Origin of the sequence: Edaphosphingomonas haloaromaticamans, assembly GCF_001853345.1 — a bacterium.
Taxonomy (GTDB): domain Bacteria; phylum Pseudomonadota; class Alphaproteobacteria; order Sphingomonadales; family Sphingomonadaceae; genus Sphingomonas_E; species Sphingomonas_E fennica.
Map to the genome: position 1 here is coordinate 2448889 of NZ_MIPT01000001.1, position 17845 is coordinate 2466733.

General features: G+C 68.9%; 9 protein-coding genes and 1 riboswitch. Of the genes, 7 read left to right on the forward strand and 2 right to left on the reverse strand.

All coding sequences use genetic code 11. The features are described 5' to 3' along the window. Positions 1 to 76 precede the first annotated feature (76 nt). Complete coding sequence (locus tag BHE75_RS11360) at positions 77 to 1108, reverse strand: helix-turn-helix domain-containing protein (protein ID WP_070933927.1); 1032 nt, start codon at positions 1106 to 1108, stop codon at positions 77 to 79. A 191-nt stretch (positions 1109 to 1299) separates the two neighbouring features. Continuing rightward, positions 1300 to 1379, forward strand: a riboswitch (cyclic di-GMP riboswitch). A 164-nt stretch (positions 1380 to 1543) separates the two neighbouring features. Here BHE75_RS11360 and BHE75_RS24980 point away from each other — a divergent pair. From BHE75_RS24980 to BHE75_RS11390, 7 genes are all read left to right on the forward strand, one after another. Continuing rightward, complete coding sequence (locus BHE75_RS24980) at positions 1544 to 7405, forward strand: beta strand repeat-containing protein (protein ID WP_254684430.1); 5862 nt, start codon at positions 1544 to 1546, stop codon at positions 7403 to 7405. A gap of 92 nt (positions 7406 to 7497) precedes the next feature. Continuing rightward, positions 7498 to 13059 carry an autotransporter outer membrane beta-barrel domain-containing protein gene (locus tag BHE75_RS24725; RefSeq protein ID WP_254684549.1) on the forward strand — a complete coding sequence of 1854 codons (5562 nt, stop codon included), beginning with the start codon at positions 7498 to 7500 and terminating at the stop codon, positions 13057 to 13059. A gap of 147 nt (positions 13060 to 13206) precedes the next feature. Next, on the forward strand, positions 13207 to 13554 hold the full coding sequence (locus BHE75_RS11370) for an ArsR/SmtB family transcription factor (protein ID WP_254684431.1): 348 nt from the start codon (positions 13207 to 13209) through the stop codon (positions 13552 to 13554). Further along, positions 13538 to 14023 carry an SRPBCC family protein gene (locus BHE75_RS11375; protein WP_070933930.1) on the forward strand — a complete coding sequence of 162 codons (486 nt, stop codon included), beginning with the start codon at positions 13538 to 13540 and terminating at the stop codon, positions 14021 to 14023. The genes BHE75_RS11370 and BHE75_RS11375 overlap by 17 nt, the downstream gene beginning before the upstream one ends. A gap of 38 nt (positions 14024 to 14061) precedes the next feature. Further along, positions 14062 to 14472: a VOC family protein gene (locus BHE75_RS11380; protein WP_070933931.1), complete on the forward strand. Its 411-nt coding sequence runs from the start codon at positions 14062 to 14064 to the stop codon at positions 14470 to 14472. 134 nt (positions 14473 to 14606) lie between these two features. Then, positions 14607 to 15077 (forward strand): carboxymuconolactone decarboxylase family protein, encoded by a 471-nt coding sequence (locus tag BHE75_RS11385; RefSeq protein ID WP_070933932.1) that lies wholly within the window; start codon positions 14607 to 14609, stop codon positions 15075 to 15077. Continuing rightward, positions 15077 to 15937 (forward strand): sigma-70 family RNA polymerase sigma factor, encoded by an 861-nt coding sequence (locus BHE75_RS11390; RefSeq protein ID WP_070933933.1) that lies wholly within the window; start codon positions 15077 to 15079, stop codon positions 15935 to 15937. The genes BHE75_RS11385 and BHE75_RS11390 overlap by 1 nt, the downstream gene beginning before the upstream one ends. Positions 15938 to 16006: 69 nt before the next feature. On the opposite strand, the gene BHE75_RS11395 is transcribed toward BHE75_RS11390, so the two are convergent. Beyond that, the gene (locus BHE75_RS11395) at positions 16007 to 17797 is read right to left on the reverse strand and encodes an acyl-CoA dehydrogenase C-terminal domain-containing protein (protein WP_070933934.1); all 1791 of its coding nucleotides are present in this window, start codon (positions 17795 to 17797) and stop codon (positions 16007 to 16009) included. Between the last annotated feature and the right edge of the window lie 48 nt (positions 17798 to 17845).

Below are 17845 nucleotides of genomic sequence, written 5' to 3' on the forward strand. Positions count from 1 at the left end.
CACAATCCGATCATAACGATCAGCTCGCTCCGGGCGGCAGGCCGTCAAGCAGGAAAGGCGCGTTTGCTCTAAAGGGTCAACCGCGCCGGGAAGGCGGGATCCGGGCGATCACGTCGGCCAGGTGATGGTGGATATCGTTTCCGCCAAGGATCTGATTGAGATTTTCCGCCCCGCCGTTCCGCGCCTCACGCGGGGTCATGGCGAAGCGGGCGCGGAATGCCTTGGAGAAACGGCTGGGATTGGGAAAACCGAGCCGGTAGCCGAGATCGGCGATGGGCAGCATCGCGTTGCGTTCCAGCGCCAGGAAGCGAAAGGCCGCGTCGAGCCTTTTGTCGCGGATCAGCGTGGCGATCCCGCCTTCCTCCGCGAAAAGACGGTAGAGATGGGCGCGGGAGATCTGGAATTCCCGCATGATGCTGCGCGGCGACAGCGTGGTGTCGGCGATATGATCGTCGATATGGCGGGCGATCCGCCGGCGGATGCCCTCCGACACGATCGGCGCGGCATCGCCGTGCACGATCGGCTTGCGGGTGAGGGCGGCGGCGAGCAGGCCGGCCACGCTGTCCTCCATCGCCGCCGCGTCTGCCTGATCGAGATCGCCCGCGACCGCGTGGAAATGGGTGAGGCAGCCCGCCAGCAGCCGGGTGACGGGCGTGTCCGCCGCCAGCCTGTGGCCGTGCAGGCTGCGCCCGCCGGCCGCGCGGTCGATGGGATCGCGGGGCACGAGCATGGTGATGCGGGAGCCCGGCTCCGCCCGGCTGGTGAAGGGGCGAGCGAGATCGAAGACGCAGATGTCGCCCACGTCAGCCGCGATCGGGATACCGTCGCAATCGGCGCGGAGCGTGCCGGCGACGACGAGCTGGAGCAGATAATCGTCGAGCCCGCTGCGCAGGATCGTCCGGCGGTTGCGGTTATAATGCTGGCGGTTGAAGGAAATGGAAGCGAGGGTCATCCGCCCGAAGGGGACGGACTGGACCGCGCCCCGATAATGATCCTCGCCCGGCTCCAGGGGCAGAAGCTCGAACAGCGGGCGCGCCATTTCGCGCCAGAACTCGCTGCGCAGCGAGGGCTCGATATGGTCGGTCGATACGCTGACCCCCTTCTTCATGGCTTTCGTCTAACCCTTCCGATTCTCGCCAGCCATTCCGGAATCCTACCGATCGAGACAATGCGGCAAGTAAAGGGAGACAGACGCGCCTATTACAAGATATTGTAATAAGGCATAATATTTCGGCCCTGTCATCCCGTTCCGGTTGACGGGCAGCAAGGTGACAAAAAGATCGCGGACCGATCTTGCGACGCCAGCGAGGGCAAACCGTCGGTGACGGCGGGACGCAAAGCCTCCGGCCTTGAGCGTTCAAGGTAGCGGGGTTGCAACAGGGGGTGCAGGGATGACGTTCTAGTCGCGCGATCGACGGCCGGTCCGGGCTTTCTCACGGCCTTTCCGGCACAAGCCTTTCCAACATCGGCGCATGCGTTCCTCCGGGCGGTTCCGTCCGGGGGCCGGGCGCATATGCGCGCCTTACCGACACGGGGTTCCACAATGACATCGGCTAATCATGAGGCGAAGCGGCGGAGCACTTCCAGGGCTGCCTTCCGCATGCTGTGCGGCGCCTCGCTCTCGGTGCTGGCGTTGACGGGCTCCGCCGTGCGCGCGGCCGATCGCTATTGGGATGCCAACGGCACGGCCGTCGGTGTCGGTGGAAACGGCGGCTGGAATGTTTCGTCATCCCTGTGGAGCCCCAGCAGCGACGGGGTGAGCGGCCCTTATGGCGCCTGGACCAATGCGGGGCTGGACAGGGCGATCTTCGGCGGCACCGCCGGCACGGTGACCTTGACCGCGCCGATCACCGCCAATGCCCTGCGGTTCATGACGAACAACTATGTCCTGACCGGCAATGTGCTTACCCTGGCCGGCGCCACCCCGACGATCACGACGGACACCGGGGTCACGACGACGATCGCCTCCGTTCTGGCGGGCGGCGCCGGGTTGATCAAGGACGGGCCGGGCACGCTCAACCTGGAGGGCGTCAACCAGTTCAGCGGCGGCGTGAACGTGCTGGGCGGCGGGCTGGGGTTCAACGCCGATGCCGCGCTGGGCGCGGCCGGAAACGGCATCACTCTGGCGGGCGGCGCCGGGTTGACCAGCAACGGCACCGCGATGGCGGCCAGCCGCGTCGTCACCCTGGCCGGCGGGCAGGTGACGATCCGCGGCGCGGGCACGGGCGCCGCGCGCTATACCGGCGCGGGCGGCCTCACGCTCGCGGCCGGCATCACGCTCAGCAACGACGCCAATGACTATCAGGGCCAGACGCGGCTGAACGGCCAGGGCACCTACAATTTCACCTCGATCGCCGATCTCGGGCTGGCAAGCGCGCTCGGTGCGCCGGTGACGGCGGCGGACGGCACGATCGTCGTCAACGGCAACGCCACTTATTCGGCGAACGCCAGCTATATCGGCGGCGGCGACAGCTCCAACCGCGACTGGCAGCTCATCACCGGCGGCACCGGCACGTCCGGCATCAACAATCAGGGCAGCGGCAAGCTGACGCTGACCGGCAATATCAGCAACAGCCATGCCGCTTCCACGCCGCGCTTCATCTTCTTCAACGCCAACACCGCGGATATCGACCTGCTGGGCACGATCAGCAGCAACAATGCGCAGATCGGCGTCGTCTACGGCAGCACCGGCACGGGGCGCACCATCCTGGTGGGCGGCGTCAACGATTATGGCGGCGCCAGCACGATCCAGAATGTGACGGTGCGGGCCGGCTCGCTCCGCAATGCCGGCACCGCCAGCGCGCTGGGAACGGGCGTCAATGGCGGCATCACGCTCAGCAACGGGCGCTTGTCCTATATCGGCGCGGGCGATGCCAGCAATCGCGCCTTTGCCGTCGACGGCAACGGCATCCTCGCCAATGACGGTGCCGGCGCGCTGGCGCTGAGCGGCGACTTCGCCTTCCAGCCGGGCGGTGCTGCGGACGTGCTGACGCTGGGGGGCGGCTTTGGCGGCACCAACACGCTTTCCGGCGGCATTTCCGGCGCGGGCGGCATCCTTGCCGAAGGATCGGGCCGCTGGCTGCTGACCGGCGCCAACAGTTATGTCGGCACCGTCACCGTGAATGGCGGCGCGCTGATCGCGGGCGGCGCTTCGGCCTTCGGCGCGCCCAATGCGGCGATCGTCAATGGCGGGACGCTCGACCTCAACGGCCATGACACGGGCTTCACCGCGCTTTCGGGGACGGGCGGCACTGTCGCGCTGGGCGGCGCGACGATGACCGTGGCGGGTTCCGCGAGCAGCCGTTACGACGGCACGATCAGCGGCAGCGGCGGGCTGGTGAAGCGCGGCACGAGCACGCTGACCCTGACCGGGGCCAACAGCTATGCCGGCGGCACCACCATCAATGGCGGCGCGCTGACGCTCGATTTCTCGCCCGCAGGCGGGCCGGCCGCCGATATTCTGGCGAACGGATCGATGCTCACTCTGTCCGGCGGCGTGCTGAACCTGCAGGGTGCTGCGGGCGAGGCCAACAGCCAGAGCTTCGGCGGCCTGAACGTGGTGGCCGGCAGCAACCGGATCGCCGCCGTGGCGGGCGCGGGCGGCGGCATGACCGTCAATCTCGGCGCGATCGGCCATAGCGGCGGGCTGGTGGACTTCACCCTGACGGGCGGATCCATCATCACCACCAGCAACACCAGCCTGGGCGGCTGGGCGACGGTCAACGGTGCCGATTATGCCAAGGTGGTGGGCGGCCAGATCACGGCCTTCACCACGGCGGACTATAGCGCCAAGGACGATGCCGGCACCTGGTTGAACGGCGAGTTCATCACCGACGACAACGGCAATGCCGACAGCTTCTACGGCACGGTGAGCGGCGACGTGCAGCTGGGCGGCCTGCGCTATACGGTGGCCGATCCCACGCCCAATCCCAACCTCATCACCATCGCCGCCGGACGGACGCTGGGGGTGGACGGCACGATCATCGTCGCCGGCACGGTGGGCGCCAACAACCAGCGGATCGCCGGCGGATCGCTGACCGGCAGCGCCGGCGGCGGCGTGCTGGGGTTGCAGCAGAATGGCGGCGGCAATTTCACCATCGCCTCCAGCATCGTCGACAATGGCGGAGCGATCGGCTTCACCAAGGCCGGCACGGGGCTGGCGACGCTGACCGGGGCCAACAGCTATAGCGGCGCGACGACCCTGGCCGGCGGCACGCTGGCGGTGAACAGCATCGCCAATGGCGGCGTGGCGAGCGCGATCGGCGCATCGGGCGCGGATTCGGCCAATCTGGTGATCGAAAGCGGCACGCTGCGCTATACCGGCGCCTCGGCGACCAGCGATCGCGGTTTCACGCTCGTCAACGGCGGTCCGTCGCGGGGGATCGAGGTGAGCGGCGCCGCCGCCGACCTGCGCTTCAACGGGCAGGTGGCGAGCGGTGACGATGCCGGCTTCACCAAGACCGGCGCGGGCACGCTGACCCTTGGCCATGCCGCGAACAATTATGTCGGCGTCACGACCGTCAATGGCGGCACGCTGGCGGCATCCACGCTCGCCAACGGCGGCATCGCCAGCAGCATCGGCGCGTCCGGCGCGGAATCCGCCAACCTCGTTCTGGCCGGCGGCACGCTCAACTATATCGGTGCCACCGCCGATACCGATCGCGGCTTCACCCTTGGCGCGGGCGGCGGCGGCATCGGCGTCGCCGATGGCGGCGCGACGCTGACGATGAGCGGCGCGGTGATCGGCACGGCCCAGTTCCGCAAGGAAGGCGCCGGCACGCTGGTGCTGAGCGGCGCCAACAGCCAGTCGGGCGGCATCGCCATCAATGGCGGCACCTTGCGGATGGGATCGGCGCAGGCGCTGGGCCATCCGGGCAATGCCATCGCCATCGCCACCGGCGCCAGGCTGGAGCTTGGCGGTTATGACCTCTCCGCCTCGATCCTCACTGGCGCGGGCACCGTCGATCTTGGCGGCAACACGCTCACCACCACCAGCGGCTCGGGCATCTTCGCAGGCCGCATAACCGGCACCGGCGGTTTCACGCGCGGGGCGGGCAGCTACACCCAGACGATGAACGGCTGCGCCAACGATTATGTCGGCGTCACCCGACTGAACGGCATGGTCAGCGTGGATTGCCTGGCCGATGGCGGGCAGGCGAGCGGTATCGGCGCATCGGGCGCGGGTTCGGCGAACCTCGTCTTCGGCGGCGGCACGCTGGCCTATACAGGCGCATCCGTCTCGATCGATCGCGGCTTCACCTTGACCGGCAACGGCACGTTCAACGTGGTGAATGCCGGCACGACGCTGGAGTTCCGGGGCGTGGCAACGGGCGCGGGCGCGCTCGTCAAGTCCGGCGCGGGCACGCTGCTGCTGTCCGGCGTCAACACTTATAACGGCATCACCCAGATCGACGCGGGCGTCCTGCGGCTGGGATCGGCGGCTTCGCTGGGCGCGGGCAATGTCCGGCTGGGCAATGCGGCCGGCGCGGCGCTGGACCTGAACGGCCTTGCCGTCAACGTCCGCGCGCTGGAAGGCGGCGGGGCGGCCGGCGGCGACGTGCTGCTCGGCAGCGGCACCATGACCTTGACGGCCCCCGGCACCGGCACCGTCGATTTCGCCGGCGCGATCACCGGCAGCGGCGGCGTCGTCAAGGGCGGCACCTATGTCCAGACGCTGAGCGGTTGCGGGAGCAGCTATGGCGGCGCCACGACGATCCGGAGCGGCGTGCTTCAGGTTTCCTGCCTCACCGATGGCGGGGTCGCCAGCTCGATCGGCGCATCCGGCGCGGGGGCGGACAATCTGGTGCTGGACGGCGGCACGCTGCGCTATGCCGGCGCTGGCGGCAGCACCGATCGCCAGTTCACCCTGGGGGCCACGGGCACGCTGGACGCATCGGGCGCAGCCGCGATCGCCTTCACCAGCAGCGCGCCGATCACCTTCCTCACATCCGGCACCAGCCATGCGCTGACGCTGACCGGCACCAATACGGGCAACAACCGCCTGGCGGCCGGGATCACCGACAGCGGCGCGGGCGCCACCTCGCTCACCAAGACGGGGGCGGGCACCTGGATCCTCACCAATGCCGGCAGCAGCTATACCGGCGTCACCCGCATCGACGGCGGCGTGCTGGGCGTGGACAAGCTGGCCGATGGCGGGCTGGCGTCGAGCCTTGGCGCATCCTCGGCCGCGGCCGCCAATCTGGTGATCGGCAACGGATCGACGCTGCGCTACACCGGCGCGGGCGACACCACCAACCGGCTGTTCACCCTGTCGGCCGGCACCACCTTCCTCGAATCCTCCGGCACCGGGGCGATCGTCTTCACCGATACCGGGCCGGTGACACTGGCGGGCAACAACCAGGCGCGGACCATCGCGCTGGGCGGCACCAATGCCGACACCAACATTCTGGCGGGATCGATCGGCGACGCCGGCACCGGCGTGACGACGCTCGCCAAGAACGACGCCGGCACCTGGGCGCTGACCGGCAGCAACAGCTATAGCGGCCTCACCAACATCAATGCCGGCACCCTGTTCATCGGCGCGGGCGGCACCACCGGATCGATCGCCAGCGCGACGGTCAACAATTCCGGCACGCTGGGCTTCAACCGCAGCGACAGCCTGACCTATGCGGGCCTGATCCAGGGGACGGGCCGGCTGGTGCAGGCGGGCGGCGGCACCACGACCCTGTCCGGCGCGAACGCCTATACCGGAGCCACCGACGTGATGGCGGGCCGGCTGCTCATCAACGGCAACCAGTCGGCGGCCACCGGCCTCACCACCGTCCATTCGGGCGGCACGCTGGGCGGATCGGGCATCATCGGCGGCAGCGTGTTCGTGGCCGATGGCGGCCATCTCGCCCCCGGCAACAGCCCCGGCACGCTCACCATCAATGGCGATCTGGCGCTCGACAGCGGCGCCTTCCTCGATTTCGAGCTGGGGCAGGCCAATGTCGTGGGCGGCGCGCTCAACGATCTGGTCGAGGTGCAGGGCAACCTCACCCTCGACGGCACGCTCACCGTCTCGGCCCCGGCGGGTGGCAGCTTCGGCCTCGGCCTCTATCGCCTGTTCAACTATTCCGGCACGCTGACCGACAACGGCCTGGACGTGGGCAGCGGCCTCACCGTCCAGACGGCGGTGGCGGGGCAGGTGAACCTCCTCAACACCGGTGGGCTGGAGCTGCGCTTCTGGGATGGTGCCGCGGGCGGGGGCGCTTCGACGGGGTGGTCAGCGGCGGCAGCGGCATCTGGCAGAACAATGATGGCAACGACAACTGGACCGTGGAGAACGGGCTGGTCAACGCGGCCTATAGCGACGGCGCCTTCGCCGTGTTCGGCGGCGCGGCCGGCACGGTGGCGGTGGACGCGAGCCTGGGCGCGGTGCGCGCTTCTGGCATGCAGTTCCTGACCGATGGCTATCGGATCGAGGGCGATGCCGTGGCGTTGGCCGGCCCGCAGGCGGTGATCCGCGTGGGCGACGGCACGTCGGCCGGCGCCGGCATGACGGCGACCATCGCCTCCGGGCTTACCGGCGCGGCCCAATTGCTCAAGACCGACGCGGGCACGCTCGTGCTCACCGGGGCCAACAGCTATGTGGGCGGCACCGCCATCCAGGGCGGCATCCTCCAGATCGCGAGCGATGCCAATCTTGGCGATGCGACGGGCGGCATCAGCTTCACGGGCGGCGCGCTCCAGACCACGGCCAACATGGCCACGGCCCGCGCGATCACGCTGGACGGCGCCGGCACGCTGCTGGTCGATCCGGCCACCAGCCTTACCGTCAACGGCGCGATCGGCGGGGTGGGCGGGCTCACCAAGGCCGGCGCGGGCACGCTCATCCTCGCCAACGCCAATGATTATTCCGGCGGAACCACCATCGCGGCCGGGACGCTCCAGATCGGCAATGGCGGCACCAGCGGCGGCATCGCCGGCAATGTGGCGAACAGCGGCGCGCTGGTCTTCAACCGCAGCGACAACGCCGCTTATGCGGGCGCGATCTCCGGCAGCGGCACGCTGACCAAACAGGGCGCGGGCACGCTGACGCTGACCGGCGCCAGCAGCTATGCCGGCGCCACCGCCATCAATGCCGGCACGCTCCTGTTGCAGGCCGGCGGCGAGATCGAGGGCACGGCGAGCCTGACCGTCAATGGCGGCGGCGAGATGATCGTCGATGCGGGCGGGCGGCTCGTGGCGGGGCCAGCCAACTCCGTCATCGCCGCCAGCAACGCCAATACCGGCACGCTCACCGTGCGCAACGGGGGGACCGCGGCCTTTGCCGGGCTGGATCTGGCGAACGGCAATAACAGCAGTGCCACCCTGACCATCACCGGCGCGGGTTCGGAAGTCACCCAGTCGGGGATCGTCAACCTGGGGAGGATCGGCACCGCCGCCGTCCATATCCTTGGCGGCGGCAGCATGGTCTCGTCCGGCCTCGTTTATGTCGGCGGCCAGTTGCCCACGAACAGCCGGGGCGAGGTGACGGTTGCCGGTGCCGGTTCCGAATGGACGGTCGGGGGTGCGCTCACCGTCCGCCGGGGTGCGATCACCATTGCCGATGGCGGCGTGGTGACGGCGGGATCGTCCGTCATCGGTTTCCACGGCGGCGTCGGGGTCAACAATCCGACGGCGGACATGATCGTCACCGGGGCCAGCTCCCGCTTCGAGACGACCGGCGCGCTGGCCCTCACCAACTCCGCCGCCAATGGCAGCCGGGCGACCCTCACCATCGCCGACGGCGGCACGGTGAAGGCCGGCGGCGGCACGCTGGCGATGGGGGCGGGGCAGTCCGTGCTCAACATCGGCGGCGTGGAGGGCGGCCCCGCGACCCATGCGGGCACGCTCGACGCGGCCGACGTGACGACCACGGCGGCGAGCCGGATCGCCTTCAACCATGACGACGCGGATTATCTGTTCGCGGCGCGGATCAGCGGGGCGGGCGCGGTCAGCCACAATGGTCCGGGCACGACGATCCTGACGGCGGACAACGGCTATTCGGGGCAGACGAGCGTCAATGCCGGCAGCCTGTTCGTGAACGGCGACCAGTCGGCCGCGACCGGCCTGACCCAGGTGAATGCCGGCGGCACGCTGGGCGGCACCGGGCGGATCGGCGGCGATGTCGTCGTGGCGGCGGGCGGCGGGATCAGCCCCGGCGGTGCCGGCGGCGCGCCGGGCACGCTCACCATCGCCGGCGGGCTGGATCTCGCGGCGGGCGCCAGCCTGGAATACAGCTTCGGCCAGGCCAATAGGGCGGGCGGCGCGCTCAACGACCTGATCGTGGTGGAAGGCGACCTCGTCCTCGACGGCACGCTGAACGTGCGGACGGCGGCGGGCGGCAGCTTCGATCCCGGCGCCTATCGCGTCATCAGCTATGGCGGCGGGTTCACCGACAACGGGCTGGCCATCGGCACCATCCCCTCGCCCGATTTCTATGTGCAGACGTCGATCGCGGGGCAGGTGAACCTCGTCAACAAGGCGGGCCTGCAATTCCGCTACTGGGACGGCAACGGCGCCAAGAATGACGGCATCCTCGATGGCGGCGACGGGGTGTGGCAGCGTTCCACCGGCAATGACAATTGGGTGGACGACGGCAGCATCCCCAACGCCAATTTCGCCGACGGGGCCTTCGCCGTGTTCGCGGGCGCCACGGGCACGGTGACGGTGGACGCCGGCCTGGGGCCGGTGAACGCGGCGGGCATGCAGTTCCTGACCGACGGCTACCGGATCGAGGGCGATGCGCTGACGCTGGTGGGCGCATCCGGCGCGGTGATCCGGGTGGGCGACGGCACGGCGGCCGGCGCGGACCTGACGGCGACCATCGCCTCCGAACTGACCGGCGCGGCCGGGCTGGTGAAGAGCGACCTCGGCACGCTGATCCTGACCGGCGCCAACAGCTATACAGGCGGCACGGCGATCAACGGCGGCACGCTGCGGATCGCGGCCGACGCCAGCCTCGGCGCGGCGGCGGGCGGCCTTGTGTTGGATGGCGGCACGCTGAACACCACCGCCGATATCGCCATCGGCCGCGATGTGATGCTGGTCGGCACGGGCACCTTCCGCACGGACGCGGGCACGCTGCTGACCTTGGACGGCGCGATCGCGGGCGCGGGCGGGCTCGTCAAGGATGGCGCGGGCACGTTGCTGCTGCTGAGCGATGCGGGCCATGCCGGTGGCACGGTGATCGCAGGCGGCACGCTGCGGATCGGCAATGGCGGGACGAGCGGATCGATCCTCGGCGATGTTGCCAATGACGGCGCGCTCGTCTTCGACCGCGCCGACCGGCTGGTCTTTACCGGCGCCATCACCGGCGCGGGCAGCGTGGAACAGGCCGGGGCGGGCACGCTCGTCCTGACCGGCGCCAATGCTTATGGCGGGGCGACCCATGTCACGGCCGGCGCCCTGCTGGTCAATGGCGACCAGTCGGGCGCGGCGGGCCTCACCTCGGTCGCAAACGGCGCGACGCTGGGCGGGCATGGCGTGATCGGCGGCGACGTGGCGATCGCCGACGGGGCGACGCTGGCGCCGGGCGACGGCGTGGGCACGCTGACCATCAAAGGCGGGCTGACGCTCGGCGCCGGATCGCGCCTCTCGGTCGAGCTGGGCCAGGCCAATGCGGTGGGCGGATCGCTCAACGACCTGCTGGTCGTGGACGGCGATCTGGTGCTGGACGGCACGCTCGACGTGGCCGTGCCGGCGGGCGGCAGCTTCGGCGGCGGCATCTATCGCGTCATCAGCTATGGCGGCGCGCTGACCGATAACGGGCTGGCGCTGGGCGTCCTGCCGGGCGGCAGCGCGGGCTTCCTCCAGACCTCGGTGGCGGGGCAGGTCAATCTGGTCAACAGTGCCGGCCTCACCCTCAATTTCTGGGATGGCGGCGCGGGACCGGGCTTCGACGGCCTGATCCAGGGCGGCGACGGCGTGTGGCAGAACGGCCGGGGCAACCATAATTGGACCGAGGCGGGCGGCGATCTGAACGCGGCCTTCGCCGACGACGCCTTCGCCATCTTCTCCGGCGCGGCGGGCACGGTGACGGTGGACGCCAGCCTCGGCGCGGTCGGCGTCACCGGCATGCAGTTCCTGACCGACGGCTATCGGATCGAGGGCGACGCGGTGACGCTGAACGGCCCGGAGGCGGCGATCCGCATCGGCGACGGCACGGCGGCGGGGGCCGATATCAGCGTGACCATCGCGTCCGAGCTGACGGGTGCGGCCGGGCTGCTGAAGAGCGACCTCGGCACGCTGATCCTGACCGGCGCCAACAGCTATGCCGGCGGCACGACGATCAACGGCGGCACGCTGCGGATCGCGGCCGATGCCAATCTCGGCGCGGCGGCGGGCGGGGTTCGCCTCGACGGCGGCACGCTCCACACCACCGCCGATATCGTCAGCAGCCGTGCTTTCGATATCGCGGCCACGGGTGGCCTGAACGTCGATGACGGGACGACCCTGGCGCTGGACGGGGCGATCACCGGCGCGGGCACGCTCACCAAGCAGGGCACGGGCACGCTGCGGCTCGACGGCGACGGCGCGGCCTTTGCGGGCGGCATGCGGATCGCCGCCGGCAGCCTGCGGGTGGACGGCCGGATCGGCGGCGCGTTGGAGGTGCTGGACGGGGCGCGGCTGGAAGGCATCGGCACGGTGGGCGCCACCACCAACCGGGCGGGCGGCGTGATCGCCCCCGGCGGAGACGGCATCGGCCGGCTGACGATCGCGGGCGATTATGCCGGCGACGGCGGCCGGCTGGAGATCGACGCGGTGCTGGGCGACGACGGATCGGCCGCCGACCGGCTGGTGGTGACGGGGGCGACCTCCGGCACGACCATCGTGACCGTCGCCAACCGGGGCGGGGCGGGCGCGCAGACCGCGAACGGCATCAAGATCGTCGAGGTGGGCGGCGCGTCCGACGGCCGGTTCCAGTTGCAGGGCGATTATCTGTTCCAGGGCCAGCAGGCGGTGGTGATCGGGGCCTATGGCTACCGGCTCTACCAGAACGGCATCACCGATCCGGCCGATGGCGACTGGTATCTGCGCTCGGCGCTGACCGATCCCGTCGATCCGGTGGACCCTGTCGATCCGGTGGACCCGGTCGATCCGGGCGTGCCGACCCAGCCGATCTACCAGCCCGGCGTGCCGGTCTATGAAGGCTATGCCCAGACCCTGCAGGCGCTGAACGGCCTGCCGACCTTGCAGCAGCGCGTCGGCAATCGCAGCTGGTCCGGCGCGTCGATCGCGGGCCATGCCATCTGGGCCCGGATGGAAAGCGCGCGGCACCGGCCGGACGCGGCCTCCTCGACCAGCGCCACCGACCTCGATGTCGATAGCTGGAAGATGCAGATGGGCGTGGACGCCACGCTGGCCGAGCGGGCGGATGGCGCGGCGCTGGTCGCCGGGCTGACCGTGCATTATGGCGAGGCGAAGGGCCATGCCGCGTCCCTCTTCGGCCGTGGCACGATCGACACCGATGCGCGCGGCCTGGGCGCGACGTTGAGCTGGTATGGTCCGCGCGGCTTTTATGTCGATGGCCAGGCGCAGTGGAACTGGTTCGACAGCGACCTGAAGTCGGACACGCTCGGCCGCCTCGTCAGCGGCAATGACGGCCGGGGCCAGGCGTTCAGCCTCGAAATCGGCAAGCGTTCGATCGTGGGCGGCGGGTTCACTCTCACCCCGCAGGCGCAGATGGTCTACGCCCATGTTGGCTTCGATCGCTTCACCGATCCGGTGGGCGCGGAGATCGCCGACGGCAAGGGCGCCAGCCTCAAGACGCGCTGGGGCCTGTCGATCGACCATCAGGCAAGCCGGGACGCCGGTGGCACCACGCGGCGGAGCTATGTCTACGGGCTGCTCAACCTCTCCTATGAGTGGCTGGACGGCACGGACGTCGCCGTTTCGGGCACGCGCATCGGCCGCCGCGACGATCGGCTGTGGAGCGAGATCGGGCTGGGCGGCAGCTATGGCTGGAACGATCGCGTGACGATCTTCGGCGAGGTCACCGGCAATACGCCGCTGGCGAATTTCGGCGACGGCTACACGCTGAAGGCTAATGCCGGCGTGCGCCTGCGGTTCTGAGGGAGAAGGGAGGCGGCCCTTCGATAGGTCGCCGGGCATGGCGGCTGTTTCGGCCGGAATGCCCATGCGGGAGGGACATTCCGGTCCCTCGCCTTGACAAGGCGCGGTCCTTATTTAATCATCTTGTTAAATAAGGACCGCGCCTCCGTGACAGACGACATGCTCTCCGCCCAGTTCGCCGCGCTTGCGGACCCCACGCGCCGGGCCATCCTGGCGCGGCTCAGCCAGGGCGAGGCGTCCGTGAACGATCTCGCCGTCCCCTTTGCCGTGAGCCTTCCTGCGATTTCCCGCCACCTCAAGGTCCTGGAAAATGCGGGGCTCATCTGCCGCAGCCGCACCGCGCAGCGCCGCCCCGCCTGCCTGGACCCCCATGCGCTGAGGGGGATCGCCGACTGGATCGAGCAGTATCGTCCTTTCTGGGAAGCAAGCTTCGATCGGCTCGACGGCTATCTCGAGCAGCTTCAGGCAGGCGACGGCGATGGCCCGCGCCACTGAGGGCGAAGGTGCTGGCTCGCCGGGCCGGCTTTGCATTACGCGGATCTTCGATGCGCCCCGCGAACTGGTGTGGCGGGCATGGACGCGCCCGGAGATGCTGATCGCCTGGTACGGGCCGCCCGACTGGCCCGCCATTCATATCGAGCAGGATTTGAGCCCCGGCGGCCGCTGGCGGGCCTGCTTGAGGTCGCCCGCCGACGGCCGTGTCCTGTGGCAGGGCGGACGCTATTGCGAGGTCGTTCCGCCCGAGAAACTGGTGTTCACGTTCAAATGGGAAAGCGACGATCACGAAGACGGTGCGCCCGTGGACACCCTCGTCACCGTCCTGCTGCGTGAGCTTCCCGGCGGGCGCACCCGGATGGATTTCCTGCAGACGGGACTGAAATCGGAAACCAGCGTCGGCGGACATCGCCATGGCTGGACGACGAGCTTCGACCGCCTCGAACATTGGCTGCACGCGGACGGATAAACGCAAGGCAAATTCCACGTCACTGGGAAGGAGAGGCCATGACTAGGATGATCTTCATCAACCTGCCGGTCAGCGATCTGGCGCGGTCCACCCGCTTCTACGAGGCGATCGGCTGCACGAGGAACGCGCAGTTCAGCAATGACGAGGCGTCCTCGATGGTCTGGTCCGATCAGATTTTCTTCCACCTGCTGACGCGCGATTATTTCGCGACATTCACCTCCAAGCAAATCCCGGATGCACAGGCCACATGCCAGGTGCTGCTCTGCATTTCCCAGGACAGCCGCGAGGCTGTCGACGGCATGGTGGCCGCCGCTGTCGCCGCCGGTGGCAAAGCCGATCCCCGCGAGCCGATGGACCTGGATTTCATGTATAATCGCGCGCTCGAAGACCCGGATGGACATGTTTTCGAACTGGTATGGATGAACCCGGACGCCGCCCCGGCTGAATGAACGGGCCCCGCATATCGTCTGACCAAGGGGCTCGGCTCGAAAAGCGAGGGGCCGCCAGCGGATTTTTTCGCGTCTATGTCACACGCATCGACGCTCGCTCGTCATGCACCGGAACCAACGAAAGGAACCGGAACATGACTGCCAAGCTCAATCCCTATGCCGTGGCGCCTCAGTTGATGAAGAACTGGATGGGCACGTCGATAGCGGTGGCCGCCAGCCTCGAATCCAGCCTGATCGAGCTGGTGAAGATCCGCGCCTCGCAGATCAACGGCTGCGCCAACTGCATCAACATGCACACGGCGGAAGCGCGCGCAAAGGGCGAGACCGAACAGCGCATCTATCTCCTCTCGGCCTGGCGGGAGGCGCCCTGCTATACCGACCGGGAACGGGCGGCGCTCGGCTGGACGGATGCGCTGACCCGGCTTTCCGAAGGGCACGCGCACGAGGGCGCCTATGAAGCGCTGCGGGCGCAGTTCACGGAGGAGGAGCAGGTGAACCTTACCCTGATGATCAATGTCATCAACGGCTGGAACCGCCTGGCCGTGGGCTTCGGCCTGTGGATCGAGCCGGAAGCCGCCAAGGCGCTGCAGAAGGCGGCCGCCTGATGGCCGATGCGGCCGTATATGGGGATGCGGCGGCGAGCTTCGATCCGCTGCGCCCCCGGCTGCTGCGTGTTGCCTACCGCATGCTCGGCTCGGTCGCCGATGCCGAGGATGCGGTGCAGGAGGCGTTCATCCGCTGGATGGGGGCCGACCGCGCCGAGGTGCGCGAACCCGAAGCCTTCCTCCGCCGCACGGTGACGCGCCTCTGCCTCGATCAGCTCAAGTCCGCGCGGCATAACCGCGAAACCTATGTCGGCCCCTGGCTTCCCGATCCGATCGTGGAGGAGGAGGAAGGGGAGGATGTTACCCTGCCGCTGATGCTGGCGCTGGAGCGGCTCTCCCCGTTGGAGCGCGCGGCCTTCCTGCTCCACGACGTGTTCGGGCAGGGCTTCGATGAGGTGGCGGCGACGATCGGGCGCGATCCCGCCGCCTGCCGCCAGCTTGCCGCCCGCGCCCGCGTCCATGTGCGGGAAGCGCGGCCCCGCTTCCATGTGGAGAAGGAGCGCGGGCTGGAGATCGCCACCGCCTTCTTCGCGGCATCGCGCAGCGGCGACATGGCAGGGCTGGGGGCGATGCTGGCGGCGGACGTCAGCCTCCACGCGGATGGCGGCGGCAAGCGGCCGGCGGCGGCGGCACCGATCTTCGGCTTCAACCTGGTGATGAAGGTGCAGAAATCGCTGGCGGTGCTGTTCGGGAAACATGGCTCGGAACTGGTCCGCACCTGCTTCGTCAACGGCCTTCCCGGTTTCGTCACGCGCGAGGCCGACGGCGAATTGCAGACCACGGCGTTGGATATCGAGGACGGCAAGGTCGTCGCCATCTATGTGATGCGGAACCCGGACAAGCTCCGCCATCTGCATTGAGGCGGCCGCCATTTCCCTGCCGTTGCGGCGGCCGTAGCGGGATTGCCCGCCACGGCCGCCGCAACGCGATCAGAAGGCGGCTTCGTCCAGCCCCATCATCGATTTCTTGCCGGCCTTGATCGCCAGGAAGCAGGCGGAGGTCTGCGGCAGGATGCGATCGAAGAAGAAGGCCGCCGTCGCGATCTTCGCTTGGTAGAAGGCGGCGTCGTCACCGCCCTCGGCCAGCTTCGCGGCGGCGATCTTGGCTGCCTTGGCGAAGCAGTAGCCCATGGCCACGAGGCCCAGCAGGCGGAGATAGTCGGTCGCCGCGGCGGCCGCTTCCTCCGGGTCCTTCATGCCCTTTTCCGCGATCTTGGCGGTCGAAAGCTGCAGCGCGCCAAACGCCTGCTGCAGGCCTTCCACCATCCGCTTCAGCGGGCCTTCGCCGCCATTCTCTTCGATGAAGGCCGAAACGGGGTGGAAGAAGGTGCGCAGCAGCCGGCCCATATTGGCGGGCAGCTTGCGGCCGACGAGGTCCAGCGCCTGGATGCCGTTGGTGCCTTCGTAGATCATGGTGATCCGCGCATCGCGGGCATATTGCTCCACGCCGCTCTCGCGGATGTAGCCATGGCCGCCATAGGTCTGCACGGCGAGGTTCGCGGTTTCGAAGCCGTAATCGGTGAACAGCGCCTTCACCACCGGGGTCATCAGCGCCACGAAGTCCGCGGCATGCTGGCGCACCTCGGCGTCCTCGGAATGGCGCTCCGCATCGATCGCGCGGGAAACCCAGTTGCCCACGGCGCGGCAGCCCTCGTTATAGGCCCGCATCGTCATCAGCATCCGGCGCACGTCCGGGTGCACGATGATCGGATCGGCCGCCAGGTCCGGGCGCTTCGGACCGGAAAGCGAACGGCCCTGGATGCGCTCCCGGGCATACCATACCGCCGCCTGATAGGCCGCTTCGCCCACGCCAAGGCCCTGCACGCCCACGGACACGCGCTCCGTGTTCATCATCGTGAACATGGCTTCCATGCCCTTGTTGGGCGCGCCCACCAGCCAGCCGGTCGAATCCTCGAAGTTCATCTGGCAGGTCGCCGATGCCTTCAGGCCCATCTTGTGCTCGATATTGGCGCAGGAAACGCCGTTGGCCTGGCCCGGCGTGCCATCCGCCCCGGGCAGATATTTCGGCACCAGGAACAGGCTGATCCCCTTAACGCCCCTGGGCGCATCGGGCAGGCGGGCCAGCACGAGGTGGATGATGTTCTCGGTCAGGTCATGGTCGCCCGCCGAAATGAAGATCTTGGAACCCGTTATCCTGTAGCTGCCGTTCGCCTGCGGCACCGCCTTGGTGCGCAGCAGGCCCAGATCGGTGCCGCAATGCGCCTCCGTCAGGCACATGGTGCCGGTCCATTCGCCGCTTACCATCTTCGGCAGATAGGCCTGCTTCAGCTCGTCGGCGGCGTGGCTTTCGATCGCGGTGGTCGCGCCGTGGGTCAGGCCCGGATAGAGGCCGAAGGAGATGTTGGCCCCGCAGATCATCTCCTCGACCAGCTTGTTCACCGTTTCCGGCAGGCCCTGGCCGCCCCATTCCGGGTCGGCGGCCAGCGCCGTCCAGCCGCCTTCGCGGAAGGCGCTATAGGCTTCGCGGAAACCGGCCGGCGTGCGGACGATGCCATTGTCGATATGGCAGCCTTCCTCGTCGCCCGAACGGTTGATCGGCAGCAGCACCTCGCGGGCGAAGCGGGCGGCTTCCTCCAGCACCGCATCGGTCAGGTCCGGCGTGAATTCGGCCAGCGCCGGCAGATCGCCGAAGCCGTCATCCTGGTGCAGTTCGTTGAGGACGAAGCGCATGTCGCGCAGCGGAGCGTCATAGACTTGCATCTGTATCTTCCCAGTGGCCGGGGCGGCCGGCTTCGGCCTCCGCCCCGG